Genomic DNA, 21,352 nt, shown 5'->3' with positions numbered 1-21,352 from the left:
CCTTGGAGCCTCATGGATACAAGCAATCAAAGCAGTATTGAACGGACTTACGATCAGACGCCTTACACCTCGCATCCGATAGTCGGGACCGCGCTGGAACATCTCGCCGCGGTTGCCTGGCTATTCGGCATCGACACTCCCGATCCGGCCACGGCCAAGGTGCTGGAACTGGGCAGCGCATCGGGCGGCAATCTCATCCCGCATGCGCAACGCCATCCCGAAGGCCATTATCTGGGCATCGACCTGTCGCAAGTGCAGGTCGATGCCGGCCAGCGCCGCATCGACGCGCTGGGCTTGCGCAATATCGCCTTGCAGCGCATGAGCATTGCCGACATCACGCCAGAAACCGGCACCTTCGACTACATCATTTGCCACGGCGTCTACAGTTGGGTGCCGCCGGAAATACAAGACCACATACTGCGCGTGTGTGCGCAAAACCTGTCGCCGCAAGGCCTAGCCTTCGTCAGCTACAACACCTATCCGGGCTGGAAGTTCAAGGAAACCATCCGCGACGCGATGCTCTATCGCGGCAGCAAGTTTGCCGACCCGAAGCAAAAACTCGGGCATGCCTACGGCATGATCAACTTCATGCGCGAGATGACCGCGCCCAACAGCCTGATGCGGCAAGTGCTGGATGCGCATGCCGAGTCGTCCCGGGGGCTGAGCGAGGATTACCTGTTGCATGAATACCTGGAACTGCACAATGCGCCGTGCTACCTGAGCGAATTCGTCAGCCGCGCGCAGCCGCATGGATTGGCCTATTTTGCCAACAGCGAAGTGCCGCCGATGTTCGTCAGCAACCTCGGCCCGGACGCCGCGCAACCGCTGCTGCGCGAGTGCGGCGACGACCAGGTGGCGATCGAGCAATATATCGATTTCCTGACCAACCGCCAGTTCCGCCAGACCCTGCTGCTGCCGGCGCAACGCCAAAGCGAGATTCGCTACCGCCTCGACAAGGCGCGCCTGGCCGACTTCCATTACGCCGGCAACTATCACACCGGCGCCGTGCCTTCGACGCCGGACGACCAGCCGCAGGTATTTTATGCCGGCAACTTGCAGATCAACGTATCGCACGCGATCGGCAAGGCCGCCTTGCTGGCGCTGGCGAAAGCCTTCCCCGGCACGCTGACGCTGCCGCAAATCGTCGAGGCCGCCCAGAAAATGCTGGAACGCGAGCAGGCCGAAGACGCCGACCTCATCCTGGCGCTGCTGGAACACCTGCTCATGCGCGGCCTCGTGCGTTTCCGCCGGCAGGCGGTGCCGGCATCGGCGGGCATCTCGAAACAACCGCTGGCGGCCTTTTCGACGCCGGCCGATGTGCGCCTCGATCCGCGGCAAAGCGTGGCCAATCTGTGGCACGAACACACCACGCTCAACGTCATCGAATGCCTGCTGCTGCCGGTGCTGGACGGGCAACACACGCAAACGCAACTCGTCGAACATCTCAAATTGCAAGAACAGCAAGGTTTCTGCAAATTCATGACGACGGCCGGCGAACTGGTGACCGACCCGAAGCAGATCCACGCCTGCGCCATCGAACACGTTGTCACTTCGCTGACGTCTCTGAAAAATAAAGCCATGCTCAGGACCAATGCCGTCCAGTCCAGCGCAGGATAAACGGCATTTTCATGCGTGTTGGCGAAGTCCCGCGCCCTTTCGGCATGACGCGCCAGGGACGGCTTGATCCTCCCTGACGCCCTGCCCGGTTATAATGCGCCGGGCTTGCGGTTCGACGCCTGCGTCCCTGCGCATTCCCATGCCAATGCCGGCAGTGCGCAGAAACCGCTTGCGCGGCAACCGCTTTGCCGCCGCATCCCCAGAAAGCACCGCAGCGCCCGGATCGACATCCGCATTGCCCATACACCCGTTTTTACAGACCGACCACGCCAGCATGACAACACATCACTTTTCCACCTTGCGCGATATGCTGCGCTACATGGTGACCCGCTTCAATCGCGCCGGCATCTTCTTCGGCCACGGCAGCAACAATGCGTTTGATGAAGCCGCCTATCTCGCGCTGCACACCCTGAACCTGCCGCTCGACCGGCTGGAGCCGTTTCTCGATGCCCGCCTGCTGCCCGATGAACTGGCCGCCCTGCAGCACGTTATCGAACTGCGCACCGAACAGCGGATGCCGGCGGCCTACATCACCAAGGAAGCCTGGCTGGGCAGTTATCGCTTTTACGTCGACGAGCGCGTGATCGTGCCGCGCTCCTTCATTGCCGAACTGATCCCTGAATATTTCTCGCCGTGGGTGCAGGATCCGGCGCAGATCGAAAACGCGCTCGACCTCTGCACCGGTTCGGGCTGCCTGCCGGTTCTGCTGGCTGACGCCTTCCCGCAGGCGCATATCGACGCCGTCGACATCTCGCCGCAAGCCTTGCAAGTGGCGCGCCGCAACGTCGACGATTACGAACTGGGCGAGCGCATCAATCTGGTCGAATCCGATCTCTACGCCAAGCTGCCGGCGCGCCAATACGACCTGATCATCAGCAACCCGCCCTACGTCAATGCCGGCTCCATGAGCAAGCTGCCCAAGGAATACCTGCAAGAGCCGCAAATCGCGCTGGCAGGCGGCGAGGACGGCATGGATCTGGTGCGCAAGATCGTCAAGGGCGCGGCGCAGCGCCTGACCCCGCACGGCGTATTGGTCGTTGAAATCGGCAACGAACGGGCGCACGCCGAAGCCGCCTTCCCGGAACTGGAACTGACCTGGGTCTCGACCAGCGCGGGCGACGATATGGTGTTCCTGTTGACCGCCGACCAGTTGCAGGACCTGGCGTAAATCCGCCGGCGTCCTTAGTGTAGTTTTCTCTTCTTTGATTGCTGTTTCACGATGATCCGTTTTCATCAGGTTTCCCTCGCCCGCGGCGTCAAGCCGCTGTTCGAGAATGTCGACCTCACGCTTAACCCGGGCGACAAGATCGGCCTGATCGGCGCCAACGGCGCCGGCAAATCCAGCCTGTTCGCCATGCTGCGCGGCGAACTGCATGCCGACCAGGGCGATATCGGCTTTCCCGCCAAGTGGCGCATGGCCTATGTGGCGCAGGAAACGCCCGCGCTGGAGCGCGCCGCCATCGAATATGCGATCGACGGCGACGCCCACCTGCGCCAGCTGGAGGCGGCGCTGGCCGAGGCGCAAGCCGACAGCGCCGCCAACGGCACCCGCATCGCCGAACTGCACACCGCGCTGGCCGACGCCGATGCCTATACCGTGCGCTCGCGCGGCGAGCAATTGCTGCTGGGGCTGGGCTTTTCGCTGGAACAGATGGAACGCCCGGTGGCCAGCTTCTCGGGCGGCTGGCGCATGCGCCTGAACCTGGCGCAGGCGCTGATGTGCCCGTCCGATCTGCTGCTGCTGGATGAACCGACCAACCACCTGGACCTGGACGCCATCATCTGGCTGGAAGACTGGCTCAAGCGCTACCAGGGCACGCTGATCATCATCTCCCACGACCGCGACTTCCTCGACGGCGTGGTCAACGTGATCGTCCACATCGACGATCGCAAGCTGAAACGCTATTCCGGCAACTACTCCTCCTTCGAGCGCCAGCGCTCGGCGCAACTGGAACTGATGGCCGGCATGATCGAAAAGCAGCAGCGCCAGCGCGCCCACCTGCAATCCTTCATCGACCGCTTCAAGGCCAAGGCCACCAAGGCGCGCCAGGCGCAAAGCCGCATGAAGGCGCTGGCCAAGATGGAAGAACTGGCGCCGCTGCGCGCGGCAGCCGAGTTCTCGTTCGAGTTCCGCGAACCCTTGTCGGCGCCCAATCCGCTGCTGGTGATGGAGAAGGTCAATGCCGGTTACCGCATCGAGGGCAAAGGTAGCGAGCCGGACCAGGAAAAAGTGATCGTGCGCGGCATCGACTTCTCGCTGCAAAGCGGCCAGCGCATCGGCCTGCTGGGCGTCAACGGCGCCGGCAAATCGACCCTGATCAAGACCGTGGCGGGCGAGATCGATCCGCTGTCGGGCACGGCGCGCCTGGGCAAGGGACTGGTGATCGGATACTTCGCCCAGCACCAGGTCGAGATGCTGCGCCACGACGAGTCGCCGCTGTGGCACATGACGCGGCTGGCGCCGGATGTGCGCGAGCAAGAACTGCGCAACTTCCTCGGCAGCTTCAACTTCAACGGCACCATGGCTACCTCCTCGATCGCGCCGTTCTCCGGCGGCGAAAAGGCGCGCCTGGCGCTGGCGCTGATCGTCTGGCAACGCCCCAACCTGCTGCTGCTGGACGAACCGACCAACCACCTCGACCTCGAAACCCGCGAAGCGCTGACCATGGCGCTGGCGCAGTTCGACGGCACGCTGGTGCTGGTCTCCCACGATCGCCACCTGCTGCGCGCCACCACCGACCAGTTCCTGATCGTGGCCGACGGCAAGCTGCAGCCCTTCGACGGCGACCTGGACGATTACAAGGACTGGCTGTTCAAGACCAAGCTGGCCGCGCGCAACGATGCCGCCGCCGCGCCATCGGCACCCTTGCCCGGCAAGGCCGCGGCCGAGCCGGAACCGGTGGTGTCGCTGGCCGACCGTAAGGAACAAAAACGCCTGGAAGCCGAGCAGCGGCAAAGAATGTCGGCGCTGAAAAAGCCCATCGAGCAGCGCATCAAGCGGCTCGACGAGCAGATCGCCAAGCTCAACGCCCGCAAGGCCGACATCGATGCTCGCCTGGCCCACCCGGACATCTACGATGCCGCCAACAAGGAAGAACTGAAGACCCTGATCACCGACCAGGCCTACTGCGCCAAGGAGCTCGACCAGCTGGAGAACGAGTGGCTGGAACAGCAGGAGGCGCTGGAGCAATTGCAAGCGTAAGAGCAGACATAAGGCCGCACGGCCGAATGCGATATCCTTGCGGCTGCCTGCCGTGCGCTTGCCCGCTGCATAAGCTTCCTACATCAATGTATGAAGCGAGCACTTGCACTTTGGCAAAACGAAGGCATCATTGCGGCCTGGCTGCTTTTTCCGCAGCATTCATTCAGAAAGGAAGCATGCGATGAACAAGAACTTCAAGCAATGGCTGCTGGCCGTCGCCGGCGCAACCCTGCTGGCATCGAGCCTGTCGGTTTCCGCCGCCGACCTGCTGCAGACGGTCAAGAGCCGCGGCACGCTGAAAGTGGCGCTGGAAGGCAACTATCCCCCGTTCAACTTCAAGGATCCCAAGACCGGTCAACTGACCGGCTTCGAGGTCGATGTCGCCAATCTGCTGGCGGCCAGGCTGGGCGTCAAGCCCGAATTCACCGCCACCGAGTGGAGCGGCATCCTGGCAGGCCTGGGCGCCGGCAAGTATGACGTGATCATCAACCAGGTCGGCATCACCGACGAGCGCCAAAAGGCTTTCGACTTTTCCGATCCGTACACCCTGTCGAGCGCGCAGCTGATCGTGCGCAAGGATGAGACGCGCCACTTCAACAGCCTGGACGACCTCAAGGGCAAGAAGCTCGGCCTGGGCCAGGGCACCAACTTCGAACAGAAGGCCAAGAGCGTGCCGGGCATCGATGTGCGCACCTATCCGGGTTCCCCGGAATACCTGGCCGATCTGGCCGCCGGGCGCATCGACGCGGCATTGAACGACAGCCTGCTGGTGAGCTATATCCTGAAGTCGACCAAGCTGCCGCTCAAGGGCGGCAACCCGGTGGGCGCGATCGACAAGATCGGCATCCCGTTCCGCAAGGGCAATCCCGAGTTCAAGGCGGCGCTGAACAAGGTCCTGGCCGAGATCAAGGCTGACGGCAGCTTCAAGCAGGCTTCCGAGAAATGGTTCGGCATTGACGTGAGCGAGCCGCCGAAAGCACAATAAGGCGCGCCTTGGGGCCAAGGAAGCAAACTATCCCCGCATCGCGGGGATAATTTTTTATATCGAATGCCTATGGAAATCGTAGAACTGCTGCAGCAAGCCGCTCCCACGCTGATGAGAGGTGTGGGCTACACCTTGCTGTTCGCGTTGTCGTCGATGATCGGCGGACTGGCCCTGGGGTTCGTGCTCGCGGTGGCGCGCATTGTGCCGTGGCGCCCGGTGCAATGGCCGGCGGTGCTCTACGTGAGCCTGATGCGCGGCACGCCGCTGCTGGTGCAGATCTTCGTCGTGTATTACGGCCTGCCCAGCGTGGGCATTGAATTCTCGCCGCTGGCCGCCGGCGTGCTGACCCTGAGCCTCAATGCCGGCGCCTACCTGTCCGAAAGCCTGCGCGGCGCCATCCTGGGCGTGACGCGCGGCCAATGGAATGCCGCCTACAGCATCGGCCTGACCTATTTCCAGACGCTGCGCTTCATCATCGTCCCGCAGGCGGTGCGCATCGCCGTGCCGGCCATGAGCAACACCCTCCTGAGCCTGATCAAGGACACCTCGCTGGTGTCGGTGATCACCGTCACCGAACTGATGCTGGCGACCAAGGAGGTCATCGCGGTGACCTTCCGCCCGCTGCCTTTGTACATCGCCGCCGCCTGTATTTATTGGGCCCTGAGCCTGTGCTTCGAGGCGCTGCAGCATCGCCTGGAGAAGAAGCTCGGGAAGGCCCATCAGAGCTAAGGCCCAAGCCTGCGCCTCATCTCTGCGCGGCGCAAAAAAAAATCCCGGACGAGGTTTTCGTCCGGAATTGTCTTTTCATAAAATTACCGCTTAACTGCAGTCTGCTGTATTCGATCCGCCACAGTTCGGTCGCCGCATGGAGAGGGAGCGGGAGTTTTATTTCCATCCATCAACGTTTGCCGCGGTAGATGTCCTGCCCGACTTCATTGATCTGGCGCCGCAATTCGCGCCGCTCGTCCGGACTCAGCTTGCCGCTGCGACGCTGTTCCTGCTCATTGATCATCTGGTTGCGATGATCCTGTTGACCGAATTCGATGCCGCGCGGCCTGAAGTCGCCCTGCGGCCCCGGCATCGGCCGGCCGCCTTGCGGAGGGCTCGCCATCGAGGCAGACGCCACTCCCAGCGCCAGCAACGCTGCCAGACAGAGCTTGTTGACTACTGCAATCTTCATAACGCGTTTTTCCACAAATTCGGAGAATCGGAACCGGATATCCTCGGCACGATTCCAGTGTAGGGCGCAGGGCGCGATGGTATAAGATGATTAAGGTAAGGTATGTAACACTTTGTAATGAATACTCGGACGCGACTTGCTCAAAATCGCGGAGACGCTACCATAGGCACCATGAACTCTACCAACGGCAATAATACTAATACGACAACATCCACCAATCAATTCAAAGTGTTGGTGGTGGATGACGATATTCGCTTGCGCGATCTGCTGCGCCGTTACCTGACCGAACAAGGTTTCAATGTCGTGACCGCGGAAAACGCCCAGGCGATGAACAAGCTGTGGATCCGCGAGCGCTACGACCTGCTGGTGCTCGACCTGATGCTGCCCGGCGAAGACGGCCTGGCCATCTGCCGCCGCCTGCGCGGCGCCGGCGACCAGACGCCGATCATCATGCTGACCGCCAAGGGCGAGGACGTGGACCGCATCATCGGCCTCGAAATGGGCGCCGACGATTACCTTCCCAAACCGTTCAACCCGCGCGAACTGGTGGCGCGCATCAACGCCGTGCTGCGCCGCAAGGGTCCCGACGAGCTGCCCGGCGCGCCGTCGGAAACGCCTGAAACCTTCGAGTTCGGCGATTTCATCCTGGACCTCGGCACCCGCACGCTGAAGAAAAACGGCGAGACCATCTCGCTGACCACCGGCGAATTCTCCGTGTTGAAAGTGTTCGCCCGCAATGCGCGCCAGCCGCTGTCGCGCGAGAAGCTGATGGAAATGGCGCGCGGCCGCGAATACGAAGTGTTCGACCGCAGCCTCGATGTGCAGATCTCGCGCCTGCGCAAGCTGATCGAACCGGATCCGGCCAATCCGCTCTACATCCAGACCGTGTGGGGCCTGGGCTACGTGTTCATTCCGGAAGGAAAACCGCGCTGATTCCCCGCTTCACCTTCACTGCCGCTCCTCTGGCCGTTCGCCGATGAAAGCCCGCACCCAATCAGGATGGTTTAGCAACGGCCTGTTCTGGCGCACCTTCTTCCTCCTGACCTTCCTGATCACCGCCAGCATGGTGGCGTGGGTGGCCAGCTTCCGCATGGTCGAACGCGGCCCGCGCGCGGAGCAGCTGGCCGCACAGATCGTGTCGGTGGTGACTATCACCCGCGCGGCGCTGACGCACTCGGCGCCCGAGATGCGACGCGAACTGCTGTTCGACCTGGCCAGCAACGAAGGCATCCGCATCTATCCGCTGGAAAAGACCGACAAGATCGTCCCGCCGGAAGACTCGCCCATCGTCCCGGAACTCGAATACTACGTGCGCGAGACGCTGGATGAGAACACCCTGTTTGCCTCCAGCGTCAACGATGTCGAGGGCTTCTGGATCAGTTTCAACATCGATGGCGACAAATACTGGCTGATGCTCGACCGCGGCCGGCTCGACCGCACCTCCAGCCTGCAATGGCTGGGCTGGGGCTCGATCGCGCTGTTCCTGTCGCTGATCGGCGCGGTGTTCATCTCCACCCTGATCAACCAGCCGCTGGCGCGCCTGACGGCCGCCGCGCGCGCCATCGGCAAGGGCCGGCAACCGGAACCGCTGCCGGAATCGGGCCCCACCGAAATCGAAGAGGCCAACCGCAGCTTCAACCAGATGGTGGCCGACATCAACCGCGTCGAATCGGACCGTGCCTTGATCCTGGCCGGCATTTCACATGACCTGCGCACGCCGCTGGCGCGCATGCAGCTGGAAGTGGAAATGGCCAACCTGTCCGACGAATCGCGCGACGGCATGCATTCCGACCTGGCGCAGATGGACAGCATCATCGGCCAGTTCCTCGACTACGCCAAACCCTTCGACGCCAACAGCCTGGACGCCGTCGACATCTCCGGCCTGCTGCTGGATGTGGCCGCCAATGCCACCCGCCTGCCCGACGTGAAGATCGCCACAGCGATCGCCCCCGGCGCCGAGATCGCCGGCGACGGCACCGAACTGGCGCGGGTGTTCAACAACCTGGTGGAAAACGCGCGCCGCTACGGCAAGACGCCGGGCACCGACTGTGCCGAAATCGACCTGCGCAGCCGCATCGAAGCCCACAACGTGGTGGTGGAAATCGCCGACCACGGCCCGGGCGTGCCCGACAGCGAATGCGAACGCCTGCTGCGCCCCTTCACCCGCCTCGATACCGCGCGCGGCCAGGCCAACGGCTCGGGCCTGGGGCTGGCGATCGTCAACCGCATCGTGTTGCGCCATAACGGCAAGCTGGTCCTCAAAGGCCATGAAGAAACCCGTGGCGGACTGGTGATCCAGATCACGCTGCCGCTGCTGCATCACCGCCGCCATGGCTGATTGCCGCCGCTTTGCGCGGCACATCGCGCCGCCGTTGTTGTTCGCCGGACTGCTGGGCATTGCCTGCGGCGCAAACGCCCAATCCTATGCCGACCGCAACTTCAGCGTGTCGCCCGCCGCCCGCGAAGGCGCCCGGCCGATCATCATCGTCTCCCCGGTACAGCCCGGCCCACCGCCTTCCCCTGCTCCCGCAGCGCCGAAATCGGGACCAATCGGCTCCTATGCATCGGATGCCGCCGGTCCCGACATCCGCGCCAAGAATGCCGACTACGCCACCCGCTTCCAGGTGGTCGGGCACATCCCTGCCGGCTCCACCATCAACAAAGTCGCCTGGCGTTATGGCGTGGCCAGGAAACCGCCGGGCTTCGAAGCCGTCCTGTGCTGGCAGGACGCCGCGACGTGCTGGACCGTCACCGATGCCAACACCGGCGACACCGACTTTTTCAACGGGAAGGATGCCGCCCGGCCGTTCATGCTGTTCTACCGCGTCAAGGGTAACGGCTACATGAAGGAAGGGCCGGTCAAGGGCGACATGAACCAGATCATCGTCACCTACGACGTACCGGGCTGAGAACAGCCAGTAGATTCAGCCGGCAAGCTTCAGCCGGCGTAATCGTCGATCTCGCGCGACTTTTGCAACGCGTCGTCGATACGTTCCACCGCGATCACCTTCAAGCCCTCGATCGGCTGCTTGGGCGCATTGGCCTTGGGAATGACGGCAATCGAAAACCCCAGCTTGGCGGCTTCGCGCAGGCGCTCCTGGCCGCGCGGCGCGGGACGGATCTCGCCCGCCAGGCCGACTTCGCCGAACACCACCAGACCGCGCGGCAGCGGCTTGTTGCGCATCGAGGAATTGATCGCCATCAGCACCGCCAGGTCGGCCGCCGGTTCGGTGATCTTGACGCCGCCCACGGCGTTGATGAACACATCCTGGTCGAACGCGGCGATGCCGGCATGCCGGTGCAGCACCGCCAGCAGCATCGCCAGCCGGTTCTGTTCCAGCCCCACCGACAGGCGGCGGGCATTGGGCACATGCGAAGTATCGACCAGCGCCTGGATCTCCACCAGCAGCGGACGCGTCCCTTCCTGGGTGACCATCACGCACGAACCGGGCACCTGGGTGTCATGCTGCGACAGGAACAGCGCCGAGGGGTTGGACACGCCCTTCAAGCCCTTCTCGGTCATGGCGAACACGCCCAGCTCGTTGACCGCGCCGAAACGATTCTTGAAGGCGCGCACCAGGCGGAAACTGGAATGGGTATCGCCTTCGAAATACAGCACGGTATCGACGATATGCTCCAGCACGCGCGGGCCGGCCAGCGATCCTTCCTTGGTGACGTGGCCGACCATGATGATGGTGGTGCCGGAGGTCTTGGCCGCGCGCGTGAGTTGCGCCGCGCATTCGCGCACCTGCGCCACCGAGCCGGGGGCGGAAGTGAGCGCATCGGAATAGATGGTCTGGATGGAGTCGATCACCGCCACTTCCGGCTTGTGCTCGGCCAGCGTCGCCAGGATCTTTTCAAGCTGGATCTCGGCCTGCAACTGCAGGTCGCGCGCATCGACCGCCAATCGCTTGGCGCGCAGGGCGATTTGCGCGCCGGATTCCTCGCCGCTCACATACAGCGTCTTCTTCAGTTTGGAGATATTGGCCAGCGCCTGCAGCAGCAGCGTCGACTTGCCGATGCCGGGATCGCCGCCGATCAGCGCCACCCCGCCCGGCACCAGGCCGCCGCCCAGCACGCGGTCGAACTCTTCGATGCCGGTGCCAAAGCGCGGCACGTCGATCGCCTCGATATCGGCCAGGCTCAATACCGGCGCGGTCTGCGCCAGGCCTTGCGGCTGCGCGGAATAACGGTTCACGCCGGCCGGCTCGATCACGGTTTCGACCAACATGTTCCATTGCCCGCATGCCGGACACTGGCCGGCCCACTTGTTGCTGACGCCGCCGCACTCGGTGCAGGTGTAATTGGTCTTCGCCTTCGCCATCGTTGCCTTGCTTTTCCTTTGTTTTGTTATGCCGCCGGTACGGCTTATTCCACTTCGCGCACGGCCACGCGCGGCGCCAGCGCGCACATCAGTTCATAGCCGATGGTGCCGGCCGCGAACGCGACCTCGTCGATCGGCAAGCCTTCGCCCCAGAGCAATACGCGGCTGCCGATGCCCGCGCCCGGCACGTCAGTCAGGTCGACCGCCATCATGTCCATCGACACCCGGCCGACGGTGCCGGTCTTGACGCCATCGACCACCACCGGCGTGCCGTTGGGCGCATGGCGCGGATAGCCGTCGGCGTAGCCGCAGGCCACCACCCCCACCTTCATCGGCTGGTCGGCCACGAAACGGCTGCCGTAACCGACCGCCTCGCCGGGCGCGATGTCCTGCACGCCGATAATCCTGCTCTCCAGCGTCATGGCCGGACGCAATCCGAAATCGGCCGCGCTGCCGCCGCCAGGGGTGCCGCCGTACAGCATGATGCCGGGACGCACCCAGTCGCAGGCCAGTTCGCCGTGCAGCAGGTCGGCCGCCGAATTGCAAAGGCTCTTGGGCCCTGCCAACCCTTGCGTGCCGGCATTGAAACGCCTGACCTGCTCTTGCAGCGACAAGTCGGGATTGCCGGCGTCGTCGGCATTGGCGAAGTGGGTCATCATCGTGACGCTGCGCACCGAAGCAATCTTCTTGAGCCGTTCGTAGGCGGCGCGGTAGGCATCGGGCTTGAAGCCAAGGCGATTCATGCCGCTGTTCATCTTCAGGTGAACATGCAGCCCGGCCTCGGTGGCGAACGCCTCCAGCATGGCGATCTGTTCGTTGCAATGCACCGCGAACTGGATATCGTGCCGGGCCAGGAGCGGCAGATCATCGGCATCGAAGAATCCTTCCAGCAGCAAGATGGGTTTCTGCCAGCCCAGTTCGCGCAGCCGCAGCGCGTAGTCCACCTCGACCAGGGCCAGGCCGTCGGCCTGGGCCAGGCCGCGCATGGCGCGCTCCAGCCCGTGTCCGTAGGCATTGGCCTTGACTACGCCCCATACCTTGGCATCAGGTGCATGGGCGCGGGCAACGGCCAGATTGTGTTGAAGGGCAGAAATGCTGATGGAAGCGACGATCGGTCTTGGCATGATGAACGGTGGCCGGTTAAGCGATGGCAAAGGCGGGGCAATACGACAAATACGAGAACCGGATCGAAAACCCCGGCTGCTGCGCCGCAAATCGCCCGGAAGTTTGCCCTGCCGGGGAACAAGCGGGCATTTTACCGGACGAATATCTTTCAGGTCAGGCCAGGGCTTGTTAACATTCAATTTACGCCCGCTGGATGCAACGCATCTCGCAAATCAAATGTTAACAGGCCCTAATCATTGGCACGCCATGGTTTCATGGTATAAAGCTAGCCGGAGCTAATTTGTTACATTTTGGACAGGGATGAATCGCGGTTTCTACACCATCATGGCGGCGCAATTTTTTTCGTCGCTCGCCGATAACGCGCTGCTGATCGCCGCTATCGCCCTCCTTGCCGAAATGCATTCCCCGCCGTGGATGACGCCGCTGCTCAAGCTTTTCTTCGTCCTCTCCTACGTGTTGCTGGCCGCTTTCGTCGGCGCTTTCGCCGATGCCTTCCCCAAGGGGCGGGTCATGCTGATCACCAACATGATCAAGATCGTCGGCTGCAGCATGATGTTCTTCACCGTCCATCCCCTGCTGTCCTATGCGGTGGTCGGGTTCGGGGCCGCCGCCTACTCGCCGGCCAAATACGGGATCCTCACCGAACTGCTGCCACCGGAAAAACTGGTAGCCGCCAACGGATGGATCGAAGGCCTGACGGTCGGCTCCATCATCATGGGAACGGTACTGGGCGGCGCGCTGGTCAACCCGCATGTTTCCTCGGTCATCCTCAGCTTCGATTTCCCCCTCGTCGATTTCCCCATCGATACGCCCACCGAAGCGGCACTGTGCATCATCTCCGTCATCTACATCATCGCCGCGCTGTTCAATCTCAACATCCCCGATACCGGCGCCCGCTACGAACACCAGCAACGCAACCCGATCCGCCTGATCATCGATTTCGCCGGCTGCTTCACCACACTGTGGAAAGACAAGCTGGGCCAGATCTCGCTGGCGGTGACCACCCTGTTCTGGGGCGCCGGCGCCACGCTGCAGTTCATCGTGCTGAAATGGGCTGAAAAGTCGCTGCACATGCCGCTGGACAAGGCCGCCATCCTGCAAGGCATCGTGGCCGTGGGCGTAGCGTTGGGGGCGATGGCCGCCGCCCGCTTCGTGCCGCTGAAGAAATCGCTGTCGGTCATGCCGCTGGGCATCATCATGGGCATCGTGGTGATGCTCATGACCACCACCACCTCGATCTGGATCGCCTATCCGCTGCTGGTGATCATCGGCGCGCTGTCCGGCTACTTCGTGGTGCCGATGAATGCACTGCTGCAACACCGCGGCCACGTGCTGATGAGCGCCGGCCATTCGATCGCGGTACAGAATTTCAACGAGAACCTCTCGGTGCTGACCATGCTGGTGCTGTACGCCTTCATGGTGCGCATGGACCTGGATGTGAACACCGTGATCATCATCTTCGGCTCCTTCGTGGCCGGCATCATGTACCTGATCATGCGTCGCCACGCCGCCAACCAGCGCGAACACGATTCGCTCTCGCTGATCGGCGAAGACAAACACCACCATTGAAGCCGCGGCAGACGGCACGTCCACTCTGCCGCCCTTACCTTCTCAGATCCGTATCACCGCATGCCTGACCTGCTCGGCGGCCCGCTGCTCCCAGTCGCCGGGAACGATGAAGCCGCGCTCGATTTCGAAGGCATCGCTTCCCTCGCCCGCCCCGGGCCCCCGGCACACCGCCAGCATGAGCGGCGCCGGCTCCGCACTCAAGCGCGCAGCCAATTCCGCCTGCACCGCATCCATCCCCAGCGTGCGGCCGATATCGACGCGCGCCGGCGCCAGCCATTCCAGCCGGGGCAACAACAGGAAATGCAATGGGCCTGACTGCTCCGCATAGCGCTGCCGCAACGCGGCCGCATCGCACCAGAAGCCACGGCAATGGTCGGCCGCAATACCTATCGCGGCCGGCAACGACGACAACGGCTCGCGATAGAACAGCCATCCCTTGACCAGCGCCTGGGCGGACACAACAGGTTCGGACAACACGCCGGCGGCGGCGGGATGGCGCGACAACATCAATTGTTGCTGCATGATCTTGCGCATCTTGCGGCCCAGCGAATCGGCCAGGTTGGGGCCAACGAAGGCATCGGGCGGCAGCTCGCCTGATTGATCCAGCTGGGAAGGATCCTGTTCGAGCAGGTAGAACTTGGTGGCGAATTCCCAATGCTCGAGCCCGGTGCCGGAATCGATATGGGGGCGGCGCACCAGAAAGTCGAATTCACCCAGGGTCTCGCTGGTCGCGCCATTGTTGCGCACCTGCAGGTTGGCGGCGACCAGTTGCCGGCGCTGCTGCAAATAGAAACCGAGCAGCTTCTCGGCATAGCGGCCCAATCGAGCCGAGGGCTGGCGCGCCATATGGTCGTGCAGTTGCCGGTTTAGCCTCGGGTCCTGCTCCAGCGCGCGCAGCCATGCGGCGACCTCGTCAGCGACCGGCCCCAGGGTGGCGATACGCCCGTCCCAGCACGGCGCATCGACGGCCATCAGGTCCGGCGCGTCCAGCAGCCAGGCCAGCGCGCGCACATGCGGATCGCGCAGCTCGGGCCAGCGCTCATGGAACCGCGCCTGGCAGCTCATTGCAGCGGGACGCTCGCGGGCGTCGGCCATGTCATTGCACCGGCTGGCGCTGGAAGGCGGTCATCGCCAGGCACAGGTCGGCCCAGGATTTGCTCTTGTCGCCCAGCGTACGCAGCAGATACGCCGGATGGTAGGTCACCACCAGCGGCAGCTCCTGGTAGCGGTGCACGGTGCCGCGCAGCTTGGATACCGGCGTCGATGGATCCAGGCCCAGCAGCGAGATCGCCGCGGTCTTGCCCAGCGCCACCAGCACCGTCGGCTGGATCAGCGCGATCTGGCGTTGCAGGTAAGGCAGGCAGGCCGACACTTCCTGCGGCGATGGCGGACGGTCGCGCCCGTTGTCATCGGTCGGACGGCATTTGACGATGTTGGCGATGTAGGCATTGTCGCCGCGCTTCAAGCCCATCGCCGCCAGCATGTTGTCGAGCAGCTTGCCGGCCGGGCCGACGAACGGCTCGCCTTGCATATCCTCGTTGCGGCCCGGACCTTCGCCGATGAACAGCCATTTGGCCTTTTCATCGCCGACGCCGAAGACGGTGTTCTTGCGGCCATTGCACAAGCCGCAGCGGCGGCAATCGGCCACGCTTTCCTTGAGCTGCGGCCACTCCATGGCGGCAATCCTGGCGATCATCGGATCGACGGCCGCAGGCGCACTGTCTTCCTCATCGTCATGGGGCAGCACCAGCGGCTCCATCGATGCGGCGAAATCCATCTCGTCCAGCCACGCTGGGGGGCCGCCATCGTCTTCAGGCGGCGCGCTGCGATGCGCGGACGCTCGTGGTGGCGGCGACGCCGGCACAGGACGCGCCACCGGCGGCGCTGCCGCAGCGCTTGCCTCAGAAACCGCAAAGGCAGGACGCAGTGCAGCAACCGCTGGCGCAGGCGCAGGCGCAGACACAGACACAGACGCATCCTGACGCATCTCGGCGACTGCGGCCGGCGCTTCTTCCGCCGCCACGGCCTCTTCTACGGCCGGTTCCACGGCGAGGTCGCGCCGCACCCACACCGGGCCGATGCCCAAGGCATCCAGCAATGCCAGCGAGGAACCGTATTCTTTCTCGTTGTTCAATTCTTCACTCATAGCGCGAGACTCATGACGATCGCCCCTTCGCGGGCATTGTTCCCGGCCGGATAATAGTTCTTGCGCCGACCGATTTCGGAAAAGCCATAGCGTTTATATACCTTGATCGCATGCGTATTGGACTCGCGCACTTCCAGCAGCATGGTGCGCATCCGGTTGCTGCGGCCAAGCGCGGTAGCCTGGTTGAGCAGCAATTGGCCCAGCCCCTGATGCTGGTGCGCGGCAGCGACACTGATGTTGAGCAAGTGCGCTTCGTCCACCGCCAGCATGACCAGGAAATAGCCCAGCAAGGCATGCGCGCCGTCGCGCAGCGTCTGCGCCTGGTAACCGCTGTATAGCGAATCGAGGAAATTGCCGCGGGTCCACGGATGCGAATAGACGGCGTTTTCAATCTCGACCACGGCATCGATGTCGTCTGTCGTCATCGGCGCGAACCTCAGCGGCCCGAAGCGCGCCTCCAATCCGGACAACAGCTCGGCGCCGTTCTCGACCGCCGAGGTCATGCCGCTCCCTTCAAGGCATCGCGCTGCTCGCGTTCGGCGGTGGTCAGCGCGACCTTGTTGCGCAGGTAGAGCGGTTGCGCCTCCTGCGCCGGCAAGGCGCGCCCCTGGGCAAAATGAAACAGCCCCAGGCTCGCCACATGGCGGGCATGCGGCATGAACTGCGGATAAGCGGCCGCGAATTCGCCGGCGCAGAAATCCGGCGTGAAGTGCGCGGCATACACGGCAAGGCCGTTACCGCAGGCCACCGGCTTGCCTGCGGTGCCGACCTGCCCGGCCGCCGACAATGCCGGCTCGGCCAGCATATCCCAACCGCCGTCATCGCCTGCGCGATAGCGCGCCCAATACACCTCCCCCATGCGGGCGTCGAGGATGGGCAAGACTTCAACGACATCGGGATGCGCGGCCCGGCACGCCTGGGCCGCCGCTTCCAGCGTGACGACCGGCACCACCGGCCGGTCAATGCCGAAGGCCAGCCCCTGCACTACGCCGCAGGCCGTGCGCACGCCGGTGAAAGAGCCAGGTCCCACGCCGAAGGCCAGCGCATCGCACCGGGAAAGGGGGATGCCGGCTTCGGCCAGCAATTGCTGGATCATCGGGAGAATCGAATCGGAATGGGTCTGCGCGCCGGCGGATTCGCGCGAGATCAGCTCGCCCTGGTGCAGCAGCGCTGCCGATGCGAGCTCGGTGGATGTTTCAATGGCTAAGATCGTGGACATCCCGCTATTTTACCGTGAGGCAGGCTTTTCCCTGCGCTGTTGGCAAGCGCCGGCGCCCAGTTTATTCCAGAGCCAAACCACGGCTGCCGAAGCGGGTAAAATAGCGGCGCCATGTCCTACCAGAAATTAGACCAGACCAACCGCCGCCAACTGGCAGACGCCCTGCGCAACGACACCTGGGTCGTCGCCTGCCTGTGCGCGGCCTGGTGCGGCAGTTGCCGCGATTACGACATCGCCTTCAGCGCCTGGGCGGCGCGTTATCCGCAACATCATTTCGTCTGGATCGACATCGAAGACCAGGCCGACCTGGTCGGCGACCTCGACATCGACAATTTCCCCACCCTGCTCATCGAACGCGGCGCCACTGTCGCCTTCTTCGGCCCGATGGAGCCCGATACCCGGCTGGCGGAACGCATCCTGCTTTCGCAACTGGAAAAAAGCGATGCCGACTTGCAGCGCGAAGCCATCAGCACCGCGGAACGCCGCACCTGGCAGGAAGAGTGCAACCTGCTGGCCAAGCTGGCCGACGTCATCTGATCGGCCGCCGGCTCAAGCCAGCCAGGGGTCGCTCTCCGGATGCGGATAACGCGCGCTGACATACTCCACGAAACTGCGCACCTTGGCCGACAACAGGCGCCGGCTGGGATAGGCCATCGAAATGATCACCTGGCCGGTATCGAAGTCCGGCAGCACCCGCACCAGCTTGCCGCAGCGCAAATCGTCGCCCAGCGAAAACGACGGCCGCAGCACGATACCCATGCCGGTCAACGCGAACTCCCGCAGCAATACGCCGCTGTTGGACACCACTTTGCTGACGATGGGCACATCCAGTACACCGTTGATCGTATTGACATGCCAATGGTGGCGCAGGTATTCATGCGAAAAATTCAGGCAGCTATGGCGCGACAGGTCTTCCGGGTTCTGCGGGGCGCCATGTTTGGCGATGTAGTCCGTTGACGCGCACAGCACCACCTTGGCAATGCCCACCTGGCGCACGATCATGCTGGCGTCAACCTTTTGCATGCTGCTGAAAAACCCGATGTCGATCCCTTCTTCCACCAAGTCGATGGTGCGGTCGGACAGGGTCACGTCCAGCACCACTTCCGGGTAGGCCTGGGAATAGCCGGACAGCAGTCCGCCCAGCTGCGACTGCCCGAATCCCGCATGCGAGTAGATGGCCAGGGTCCCGCCCGGCATCTTGGTATCGAGCGAAACCAGCGCTTCTGCATCGTCGATCTCGGCCAGGATCAGCCGCACACGCTCCAGATACGCCTGCCCGGATTCCGTCAGCGACAGGCGGCGCGTCGAGCGGTTCAGCAGCCGCGTGCCCAGGTGCGCCTCCAGATCGGCGATAAACCGCGTGGCCACTGCATTGGAAATCCCCATGATTTCCGCCGCACGCACGAAACTCCCCTGCTCCACCACCTTGGCGAACACCCGCATCGATTGCAGCCGGTCCATATTTTTCAAGCCCCCGATTGTTCCAGATAGAGAAATAGTTAATTCCGATTAAACCCATTTTTCTTTGCATAGGCAACATTTAGACTGCATTCATCGGTTGGGCGAATGCAACAGCAAACGCTTCCAGCCGATTCCGAAGGAACAGCGCATGTTGACCGGAACCTCTTATCGGCCAAGGTGCCTGCGGATTATTATCAACTTACCAAGAAGGACAAGATCATGAGCATCAAGAACATTACCGTTGCCGCCGCTCTCCTGGTCGCCGCTGGCGCCGCCCTGGCAGAAGCACCGTATCCCCCTGAAACCGCTTTCGTGTCGACCCAGACCCGCGCCGACGTCAAGGCAGAACTGCAACGCGCCCGCGCCAACGGTGAGATCGCCGTGCGCAACGAGTACCCTATCGTTCGCCAGGCCAGCGCTCACCTGAGCCGCCAGCAAGTGCAAAACGAAGTGCAGCAAGCCAGCAGCAACAAGGCCGACAGCCTGTACAGCGGCGCCTGATCAGTTTTCTTGCACGACCGCCATCCAGCCCGACGGCAGCGTTCCGCCATCGCGCGTCCGAACCACCGGCACCGGGCTGAAGATCGGGTAACAGAAGTACGCAGTACCGAAGCTTCATATCAGTACAGCAGCACCAACTGCCATGCCGCCTGCCAGACCTGAGCCTGCAGCGCATGACAGCTGGTGCCCCTCCCGCTCCTCCCCCCTCGTTTCCCGCTTTGCATCGTACTTTTGCACGCAATTTGCGTTGCCTGGGGCCGATCCCGCCAAATTGCGCGCCACGAACCTTGCCCACGGCATGTTTTGCTGCGCCGCGACATCCGAAACTTCATCAGAAAGCCTTGCCGGACAAGCTTTTCCTTGAGATTTTGGCCCACCGGATGTAAAGTCAAGGGTTTGTTCCCTCCGGCCTAGCTAGCGGTTGTTCGTCAAAGTCGGCCACCTATCTTTATCCCTATGGCTTTATACGTTCACAAATACGGCGGCACTTCGATGGGCTCGACAGAGCGCATCAAGAATGTCGCAAAGCGCGTTGCCAAATGGCACGACGCAGGCCACCAGATCGTCGTCGTCCCTTCGGCGATGTCTGGTGAAACCAACCGCTTGCTCGGCTTGGCCAAAGAAATCATGGCCCAGCCCGACGGCCGCGAACTGGATATGCTGGCCTCTACCGGCGAACAGGCTTCGGTGGCATTGCTGGCCATCGCGCTGCAGGCGCTGGGCAAAGAGGCTGTGTCCTACGCCGGCTGGCAAGTGCCGATCAAGACCGATTCCTCCTTCACCAAGGCGCGCATCCGCTCGATCGACGACGCCAAGGTACGGCGCGACCTGAACGCCGGCAAGATCGTCATCATCACCGGCTTCCAGGGCGTCGACGCCGACGGCAACATCACCACGCTGGGACGCGGCGGTTCCGACACCTCGGCCGTGGCAGTAGCCGCCGCCATCAAGGCCGCCGAATGCCTGATCTACACCGACGTCGACGGCGTCTACACCACCGACCCGCGCGTGGTCAGCGAAGCGCGCCGCCTCAACACCGTCACGTTCGAGGAAATGCTGGAAATGGCATCGCTGGGCTCCAAGGTGCTGCAGATCCGCTCCGTGGAATTCGCCGGCAACTACAAGATGCCGACCCGCGTACTGTCGTCGCTGACCGACCCGCTCATGCCGCTCGCCGAAGAAACCGTCTCCGGCACCCTGATTTCGTTTGAGGAAGACACCAACATGGAACAAGCAACCATCACCGGCATCGCATTTTCCCGCGACGAAGCCAAGATCACCGTGCTCGGCGTGCCAGATCGTCCGGGCATCGCCTACCAGATCCTGGGCCCGGTCGCCGACGCCAACATCGAAGTCGACATGATCATCCAGAACCAATCTGTCGAAGGCAAGACCGACTTCACCTTCACCGTGCCGCGCGCCGAATACGCCAAGGCGGTGCAAGTGCTCGACAGCAGCGTCAAGGCCCACATCGGCGCCGCCGCCATCAACGGCGACACCAAGGTCTCGAAGGTCTCGGTGGTGGGCGTGGGCATGCGCAGCCACGTCGGCATCGCCTCGCAAATGTTCCGCACGCTGTCGGAAGAAGGCGTCAACATCCAGATGATCTCCACCTCGGAAATCAAGATCTCGGTGCTGATCGACGAGAAGTACATGGAACTGGCTGTGCGCGCCCTGCACAAGGCATTCGACCTGGACAGCGCCAAGTAATCGTCATACCGAAGTTCCGCGGACAAATCGGCGGTTTTTTGCAAACCGCCGATTGACCAAACGCAGTTGAGAAGCTATTATGCGTGACTTCGCTGAGGCAGCGCAGTAACTGCCTGCAGTGTGGAGACGTGGCCGAGTGGTCGAAGGCACTTCCCTGCTAAGGAAGCATATGGGCTTAAACCTGTATCGAGGGTTCGAATCCCTCCGTCTCCGCCAAAGATTAGTCTAGGATAGACTCTAAAAATCTACCAAACCCGCACAGCTCTTAGCTATGCGGGTTTTTTATTGTCCAAAGTAGTCCAGCATCCTCTAT

General features: G+C 62.8%; 20 protein-coding genes and 1 tRNA gene. 13 read left to right on the top strand and 8 right to left on the bottom strand.

The features are described 5' to 3' along the window. Nucleotides 1-12 precede the first annotated feature (12 nt). From FB598_RS14670 to FB598_RS14650, 5 genes are all read left to right on the top strand, one after another. Nucleotides 13-1,617, top strand: coding sequence for a methyltransferase regulatory domain-containing protein (locus tag FB598_RS14670; protein ID WP_141915382.1), 1,605 nt, complete (start codon nucleotides 13-15; stop codon nucleotides 1,615-1,617). 274 nt (nucleotides 1,618-1,891) lie between these two features. After that, on the top strand, nucleotides 1,892-2,785 hold the full coding sequence (gene prmB / locus FB598_RS14665; protein ID WP_141915385.1) for a 50S ribosomal protein L3 N(5)-glutamine methyltransferase: 894 nt from the start codon (nucleotides 1,892-1,894) through the stop codon (nucleotides 2,783-2,785). Between the two features lie 51 nt (nucleotides 2,786-2,836). Beyond that, the gene (locus FB598_RS14660) at nucleotides 2,837-4,819 is read left to right on the top strand and encodes an ATP-binding cassette domain-containing protein (RefSeq protein ID WP_141915388.1); all 1,983 of its coding nucleotides are present in this window, start codon (nucleotides 2,837-2,839) and stop codon (nucleotides 4,817-4,819) included. A 181-nt stretch (nucleotides 4,820-5,000) separates the two neighbouring features. Then, complete coding sequence (locus tag FB598_RS14655; protein WP_141915391.1) at nucleotides 5,001-5,804, top strand: cystine ABC transporter substrate-binding protein; 804 nt, start codon at nucleotides 5,001-5,003, stop codon at nucleotides 5,802-5,804. Nucleotides 5,805-5,873: 69 nt separating this feature from the next. Next, on the top strand, nucleotides 5,874-6,533 hold the full coding sequence (locus FB598_RS14650; RefSeq protein ID WP_183405861.1) for an amino acid ABC transporter permease: 660 nt from the start codon (nucleotides 5,874-5,876) through the stop codon (nucleotides 6,531-6,533). A gap of 169 nt (nucleotides 6,534-6,702) precedes the next feature. Here the strand turns inward: FB598_RS14650 and FB598_RS14645 are convergent, their stop codons facing one another. Further along, on the bottom strand, nucleotides 6,703-6,984 hold the full coding sequence (locus FB598_RS14645) for a hypothetical protein (RefSeq protein ID WP_141915395.1): 282 nt from the start codon (nucleotides 6,982-6,984) through the stop codon (nucleotides 6,703-6,705). A 171-nt stretch (nucleotides 6,985-7,155) separates the two neighbouring features. On the opposite strand from FB598_RS14645, the gene ompR reads away from it, so the two are divergent. Genes ompR through FB598_RS14630 form a run of 3 tightly spaced genes read left to right on the top strand, consistent with a single transcriptional unit; the run spans nucleotide 7,156 to nucleotide 9,893 of the window. After that, a complete protein-coding gene (ompR, locus tag FB598_RS14640; RefSeq protein ID WP_141915397.1) occupies nucleotides 7,156-7,917 on the top strand; it encodes a two-component system response regulator OmpR in 762 nt (253 codons plus the stop codon). A 43-nt stretch (nucleotides 7,918-7,960) separates the two neighbouring features. Beyond that, nucleotides 7,961-9,322: a sensor histidine kinase gene (locus tag FB598_RS14635; protein ID WP_141915399.1), complete on the top strand. Its 1,362-nt coding sequence runs from the start codon at nucleotides 7,961-7,963 to the stop codon at nucleotides 9,320-9,322. Next, nucleotides 9,315-9,893, top strand: coding sequence for a flagellar protein FlhE (locus FB598_RS14630; protein WP_141915402.1), 579 nt, complete (start codon nucleotides 9,315-9,317; stop codon nucleotides 9,891-9,893). The genes FB598_RS14635 and FB598_RS14630 overlap by 8 nt, the downstream gene beginning before the upstream one ends. 29 nt (nucleotides 9,894-9,922) lie before the next feature. Here the strand turns inward: FB598_RS14630 and radA are convergent, their stop codons facing one another. Both radA and alr read right to left on the bottom strand, forming a co-directional pair. Then, nucleotides 9,923-11,308 carry a DNA repair protein RadA gene (radA, locus tag FB598_RS14625; RefSeq protein WP_141915405.1) on the bottom strand — a complete coding sequence of 462 codons (1,386 nt, stop codon included), beginning with the start codon at nucleotides 11,306-11,308 and terminating at the stop codon, nucleotides 9,923-9,925. 44 nt (nucleotides 11,309-11,352) lie between these two features. Then, a complete protein-coding gene (alr, locus tag FB598_RS14620; protein ID WP_141915407.1) occupies nucleotides 11,353-12,432 on the bottom strand; it encodes an alanine racemase in 1,080 nt (359 codons plus the stop codon). Nucleotides 12,433-12,733: 301 nt separating this feature from the next. On the opposite strand from alr, the gene lplT reads away from it, so the two are divergent. Next, nucleotides 12,734-14,002 carry a lysophospholipid transporter LplT gene (lplT, locus tag FB598_RS14615; RefSeq protein ID WP_141915409.1) on the top strand — a complete coding sequence of 423 codons (1,269 nt, stop codon included), beginning with the start codon at nucleotides 12,734-12,736 and terminating at the stop codon, nucleotides 14,000-14,002. Between the two features lie 42 nt (nucleotides 14,003-14,044). Here lplT and FB598_RS14610 read toward each other — a convergent pair whose 3' ends face one another. Genes FB598_RS14610 through tsaB form a run of 4 tightly spaced genes read right to left on the bottom strand, consistent with a single transcriptional unit; the run spans nucleotide 14,045 to nucleotide 17,367 of the window. Continuing rightward, the gene (locus FB598_RS14610; RefSeq protein WP_141915412.1) at nucleotides 14,045-15,097 is read right to left on the bottom strand and encodes a DUF1853 family protein; all 1,053 of its coding nucleotides are present in this window, start codon (nucleotides 15,095-15,097) and stop codon (nucleotides 14,045-14,047) included. Between the two features lies 1 nt (nucleotide 15,098). After that, on the bottom strand, nucleotides 15,099-16,148 hold the full coding sequence (locus FB598_RS14605; protein ID WP_141915414.1) for a uracil-DNA glycosylase family protein: 1,050 nt from the start codon (nucleotides 16,146-16,148) through the stop codon (nucleotides 15,099-15,101). Beyond that, complete coding sequence (rimI, locus tag FB598_RS14600) at nucleotides 16,145-16,651, bottom strand: ribosomal protein S18-alanine N-acetyltransferase (protein ID WP_141915416.1); 507 nt, start codon at nucleotides 16,649-16,651, stop codon at nucleotides 16,145-16,147. The genes FB598_RS14605 and rimI overlap by 4 nt, the downstream gene beginning before the upstream one ends. Beyond that, complete coding sequence (tsaB, locus tag FB598_RS14595) at nucleotides 16,648-17,367, bottom strand: tRNA (adenosine(37)-N6)-threonylcarbamoyltransferase complex dimerization subunit type 1 TsaB (RefSeq protein ID WP_141915418.1); 720 nt, start codon at nucleotides 17,365-17,367, stop codon at nucleotides 16,648-16,650. Before tsaB ends, rimI begins: the two co-directional genes overlap by 4 nt. Nucleotides 17,368-17,478: 111 nt before the next feature. On the opposite strand from tsaB, the gene FB598_RS14590 reads away from it, so the two are divergent. Continuing rightward, nucleotides 17,479-17,904 (top strand): thioredoxin family protein, encoded by a 426-nt coding sequence (locus FB598_RS14590; protein WP_141915421.1) that lies wholly within the window; start codon nucleotides 17,479-17,481, stop codon nucleotides 17,902-17,904. A 12-nt stretch (nucleotides 17,905-17,916) separates the two neighbouring features. On the opposite strand, the gene FB598_RS14585 is transcribed toward FB598_RS14590, so the two are convergent. Further along, a complete protein-coding gene (locus FB598_RS14585; RefSeq protein WP_141915424.1) occupies nucleotides 17,917-18,828 on the bottom strand; it encodes a LysR family transcriptional regulator in 912 nt (303 codons plus the stop codon). A gap of 219 nt (nucleotides 18,829-19,047) precedes the next feature. Between FB598_RS14585 and FB598_RS14580 the strand changes: the two genes are divergently transcribed. The 3 genes from FB598_RS14580 (at nucleotide 19,048) to FB598_RS14570 (ending at nucleotide 21,255) form a co-directional block, all read left to right on the top strand. Continuing rightward, a complete protein-coding gene (locus FB598_RS14580) occupies nucleotides 19,048-19,329 on the top strand; it encodes a DUF4148 domain-containing protein (protein ID WP_141915426.1) in 282 nt (93 codons plus the stop codon). 456 nt (nucleotides 19,330-19,785) lie between these two features. Next, entirely contained in the window at nucleotides 19,786-21,039 is a 1,254-nt protein-coding gene (locus FB598_RS14575; RefSeq protein ID WP_141915429.1) for an aspartate kinase, read from the top strand. 122 nt (nucleotides 21,040-21,161) lie between these two features. Then, nucleotides 21,162-21,255, top strand: a tRNA-Ser gene (locus FB598_RS14570). The last annotated feature ends 97 nt before the right edge of the window (nucleotides 21,256-21,352 follow it).

Origin of the sequence: Herbaspirillum sp. SJZ106 (assembly GCF_006715495.1) — a bacterium.
In the GTDB taxonomy this organism is placed as follows: Bacteria; Pseudomonadota; Gammaproteobacteria; order Burkholderiales; family Burkholderiaceae_D; genus Herbaspirillum.
Note: the sequence above shows the minus strand (reverse complement) of the source record. Positions and strands in the feature narration are given on the sequence as shown.

Excerpts from the sequence above, each read along its gene's own strand:
- alr (WP_141915407.1), bottom strand. The coding sequence starts at position 12,432 with ATGCCAAGACCGATCGTCGCTTCCATCAGCATTTCTGCCCTTCAACAC.
- radA (WP_141915405.1), bottom strand. The coding sequence starts at position 11,308 with ATGGCGAAGGCGAAGACCAATTACACCTGCACCGAGTGCGGCGGCGTC.
- FB598_RS14670 (WP_141915382.1), top strand. The coding sequence starts at position 13 with ATGGATACAAGCAATCAAAGCAGTATTGAACGGACTTACGATCAGACG.
- FB598_RS14630 (WP_141915402.1), top strand. The coding sequence starts at position 9,315 with ATGGCTGATTGCCGCCGCTTTGCGCGGCACATCGCGCCGCCGTTGTTG.
- FB598_RS14660 (WP_141915388.1), top strand. The coding sequence starts at position 2,837 with ATGATCCGTTTTCATCAGGTTTCCCTCGCCCGCGGCGTCAAGCCGCTG.
- tsaB (WP_141915418.1), bottom strand. The coding sequence starts at position 17,367 with ATGTCCACGATCTTAGCCATTGAAACATCCACCGAGCTCGCATCGGCA.
- FB598_RS14580 (WP_141915426.1), top strand. The coding sequence starts at position 19,048 with ATGAGCATCAAGAACATTACCGTTGCCGCCGCTCTCCTGGTCGCCGCT.
- ompR (WP_141915397.1), top strand. The coding sequence starts at position 7,156 with ATGAACTCTACCAACGGCAATAATACTAATACGACAACATCCACCAAT.
- FB598_RS14650 (WP_183405861.1), top strand. The coding sequence starts at position 5,874 with ATGGAAATCGTAGAACTGCTGCAGCAAGCCGCTCCCACGCTGATGAGA.
- FB598_RS14575 (WP_141915429.1), top strand. The coding sequence starts at position 19,786 with ATGGCTTTATACGTTCACAAATACGGCGGCACTTCGATGGGCTCGACA.
- FB598_RS14610 (WP_141915412.1), bottom strand. The coding sequence starts at position 15,097 with ATGGCCGACGCCCGCGAGCGTCCCGCTGCAATGAGCTGCCAGGCGCGG.
- FB598_RS14585 (WP_141915424.1), bottom strand. The coding sequence starts at position 18,828 with ATGGACCGGCTGCAATCGATGCGGGTGTTCGCCAAGGTGGTGGAGCAG.
- FB598_RS14655 (WP_141915391.1), top strand. The coding sequence starts at position 5,001 with ATGAACAAGAACTTCAAGCAATGGCTGCTGGCCGTCGCCGGCGCAACC.
- prmB (WP_141915385.1), top strand. The coding sequence starts at position 1,892 with ATGACAACACATCACTTTTCCACCTTGCGCGATATGCTGCGCTACATG.
- FB598_RS14635 (WP_141915399.1), top strand. The coding sequence starts at position 7,961 with ATGAAAGCCCGCACCCAATCAGGATGGTTTAGCAACGGCCTGTTCTGG.
- FB598_RS14605 (WP_141915414.1), bottom strand. The coding sequence starts at position 16,148 with ATGAGTGAAGAATTGAACAACGAGAAAGAATACGGTTCCTCGCTGGCA.
- lplT (WP_141915409.1), top strand. The coding sequence starts at position 12,734 with ATGAATCGCGGTTTCTACACCATCATGGCGGCGCAATTTTTTTCGTCG.
- FB598_RS14590 (WP_141915421.1), top strand. The coding sequence starts at position 17,479 with ATGTCCTACCAGAAATTAGACCAGACCAACCGCCGCCAACTGGCAGAC.
- FB598_RS14645 (WP_141915395.1), bottom strand. The coding sequence starts at position 6,984 with ATGAAGATTGCAGTAGTCAACAAGCTCTGTCTGGCAGCGTTGCTGGCG.
- rimI (WP_141915416.1), bottom strand. The coding sequence starts at position 16,651 with ATGACCTCGGCGGTCGAGAACGGCGCCGAGCTGTTGTCCGGATTGGAG.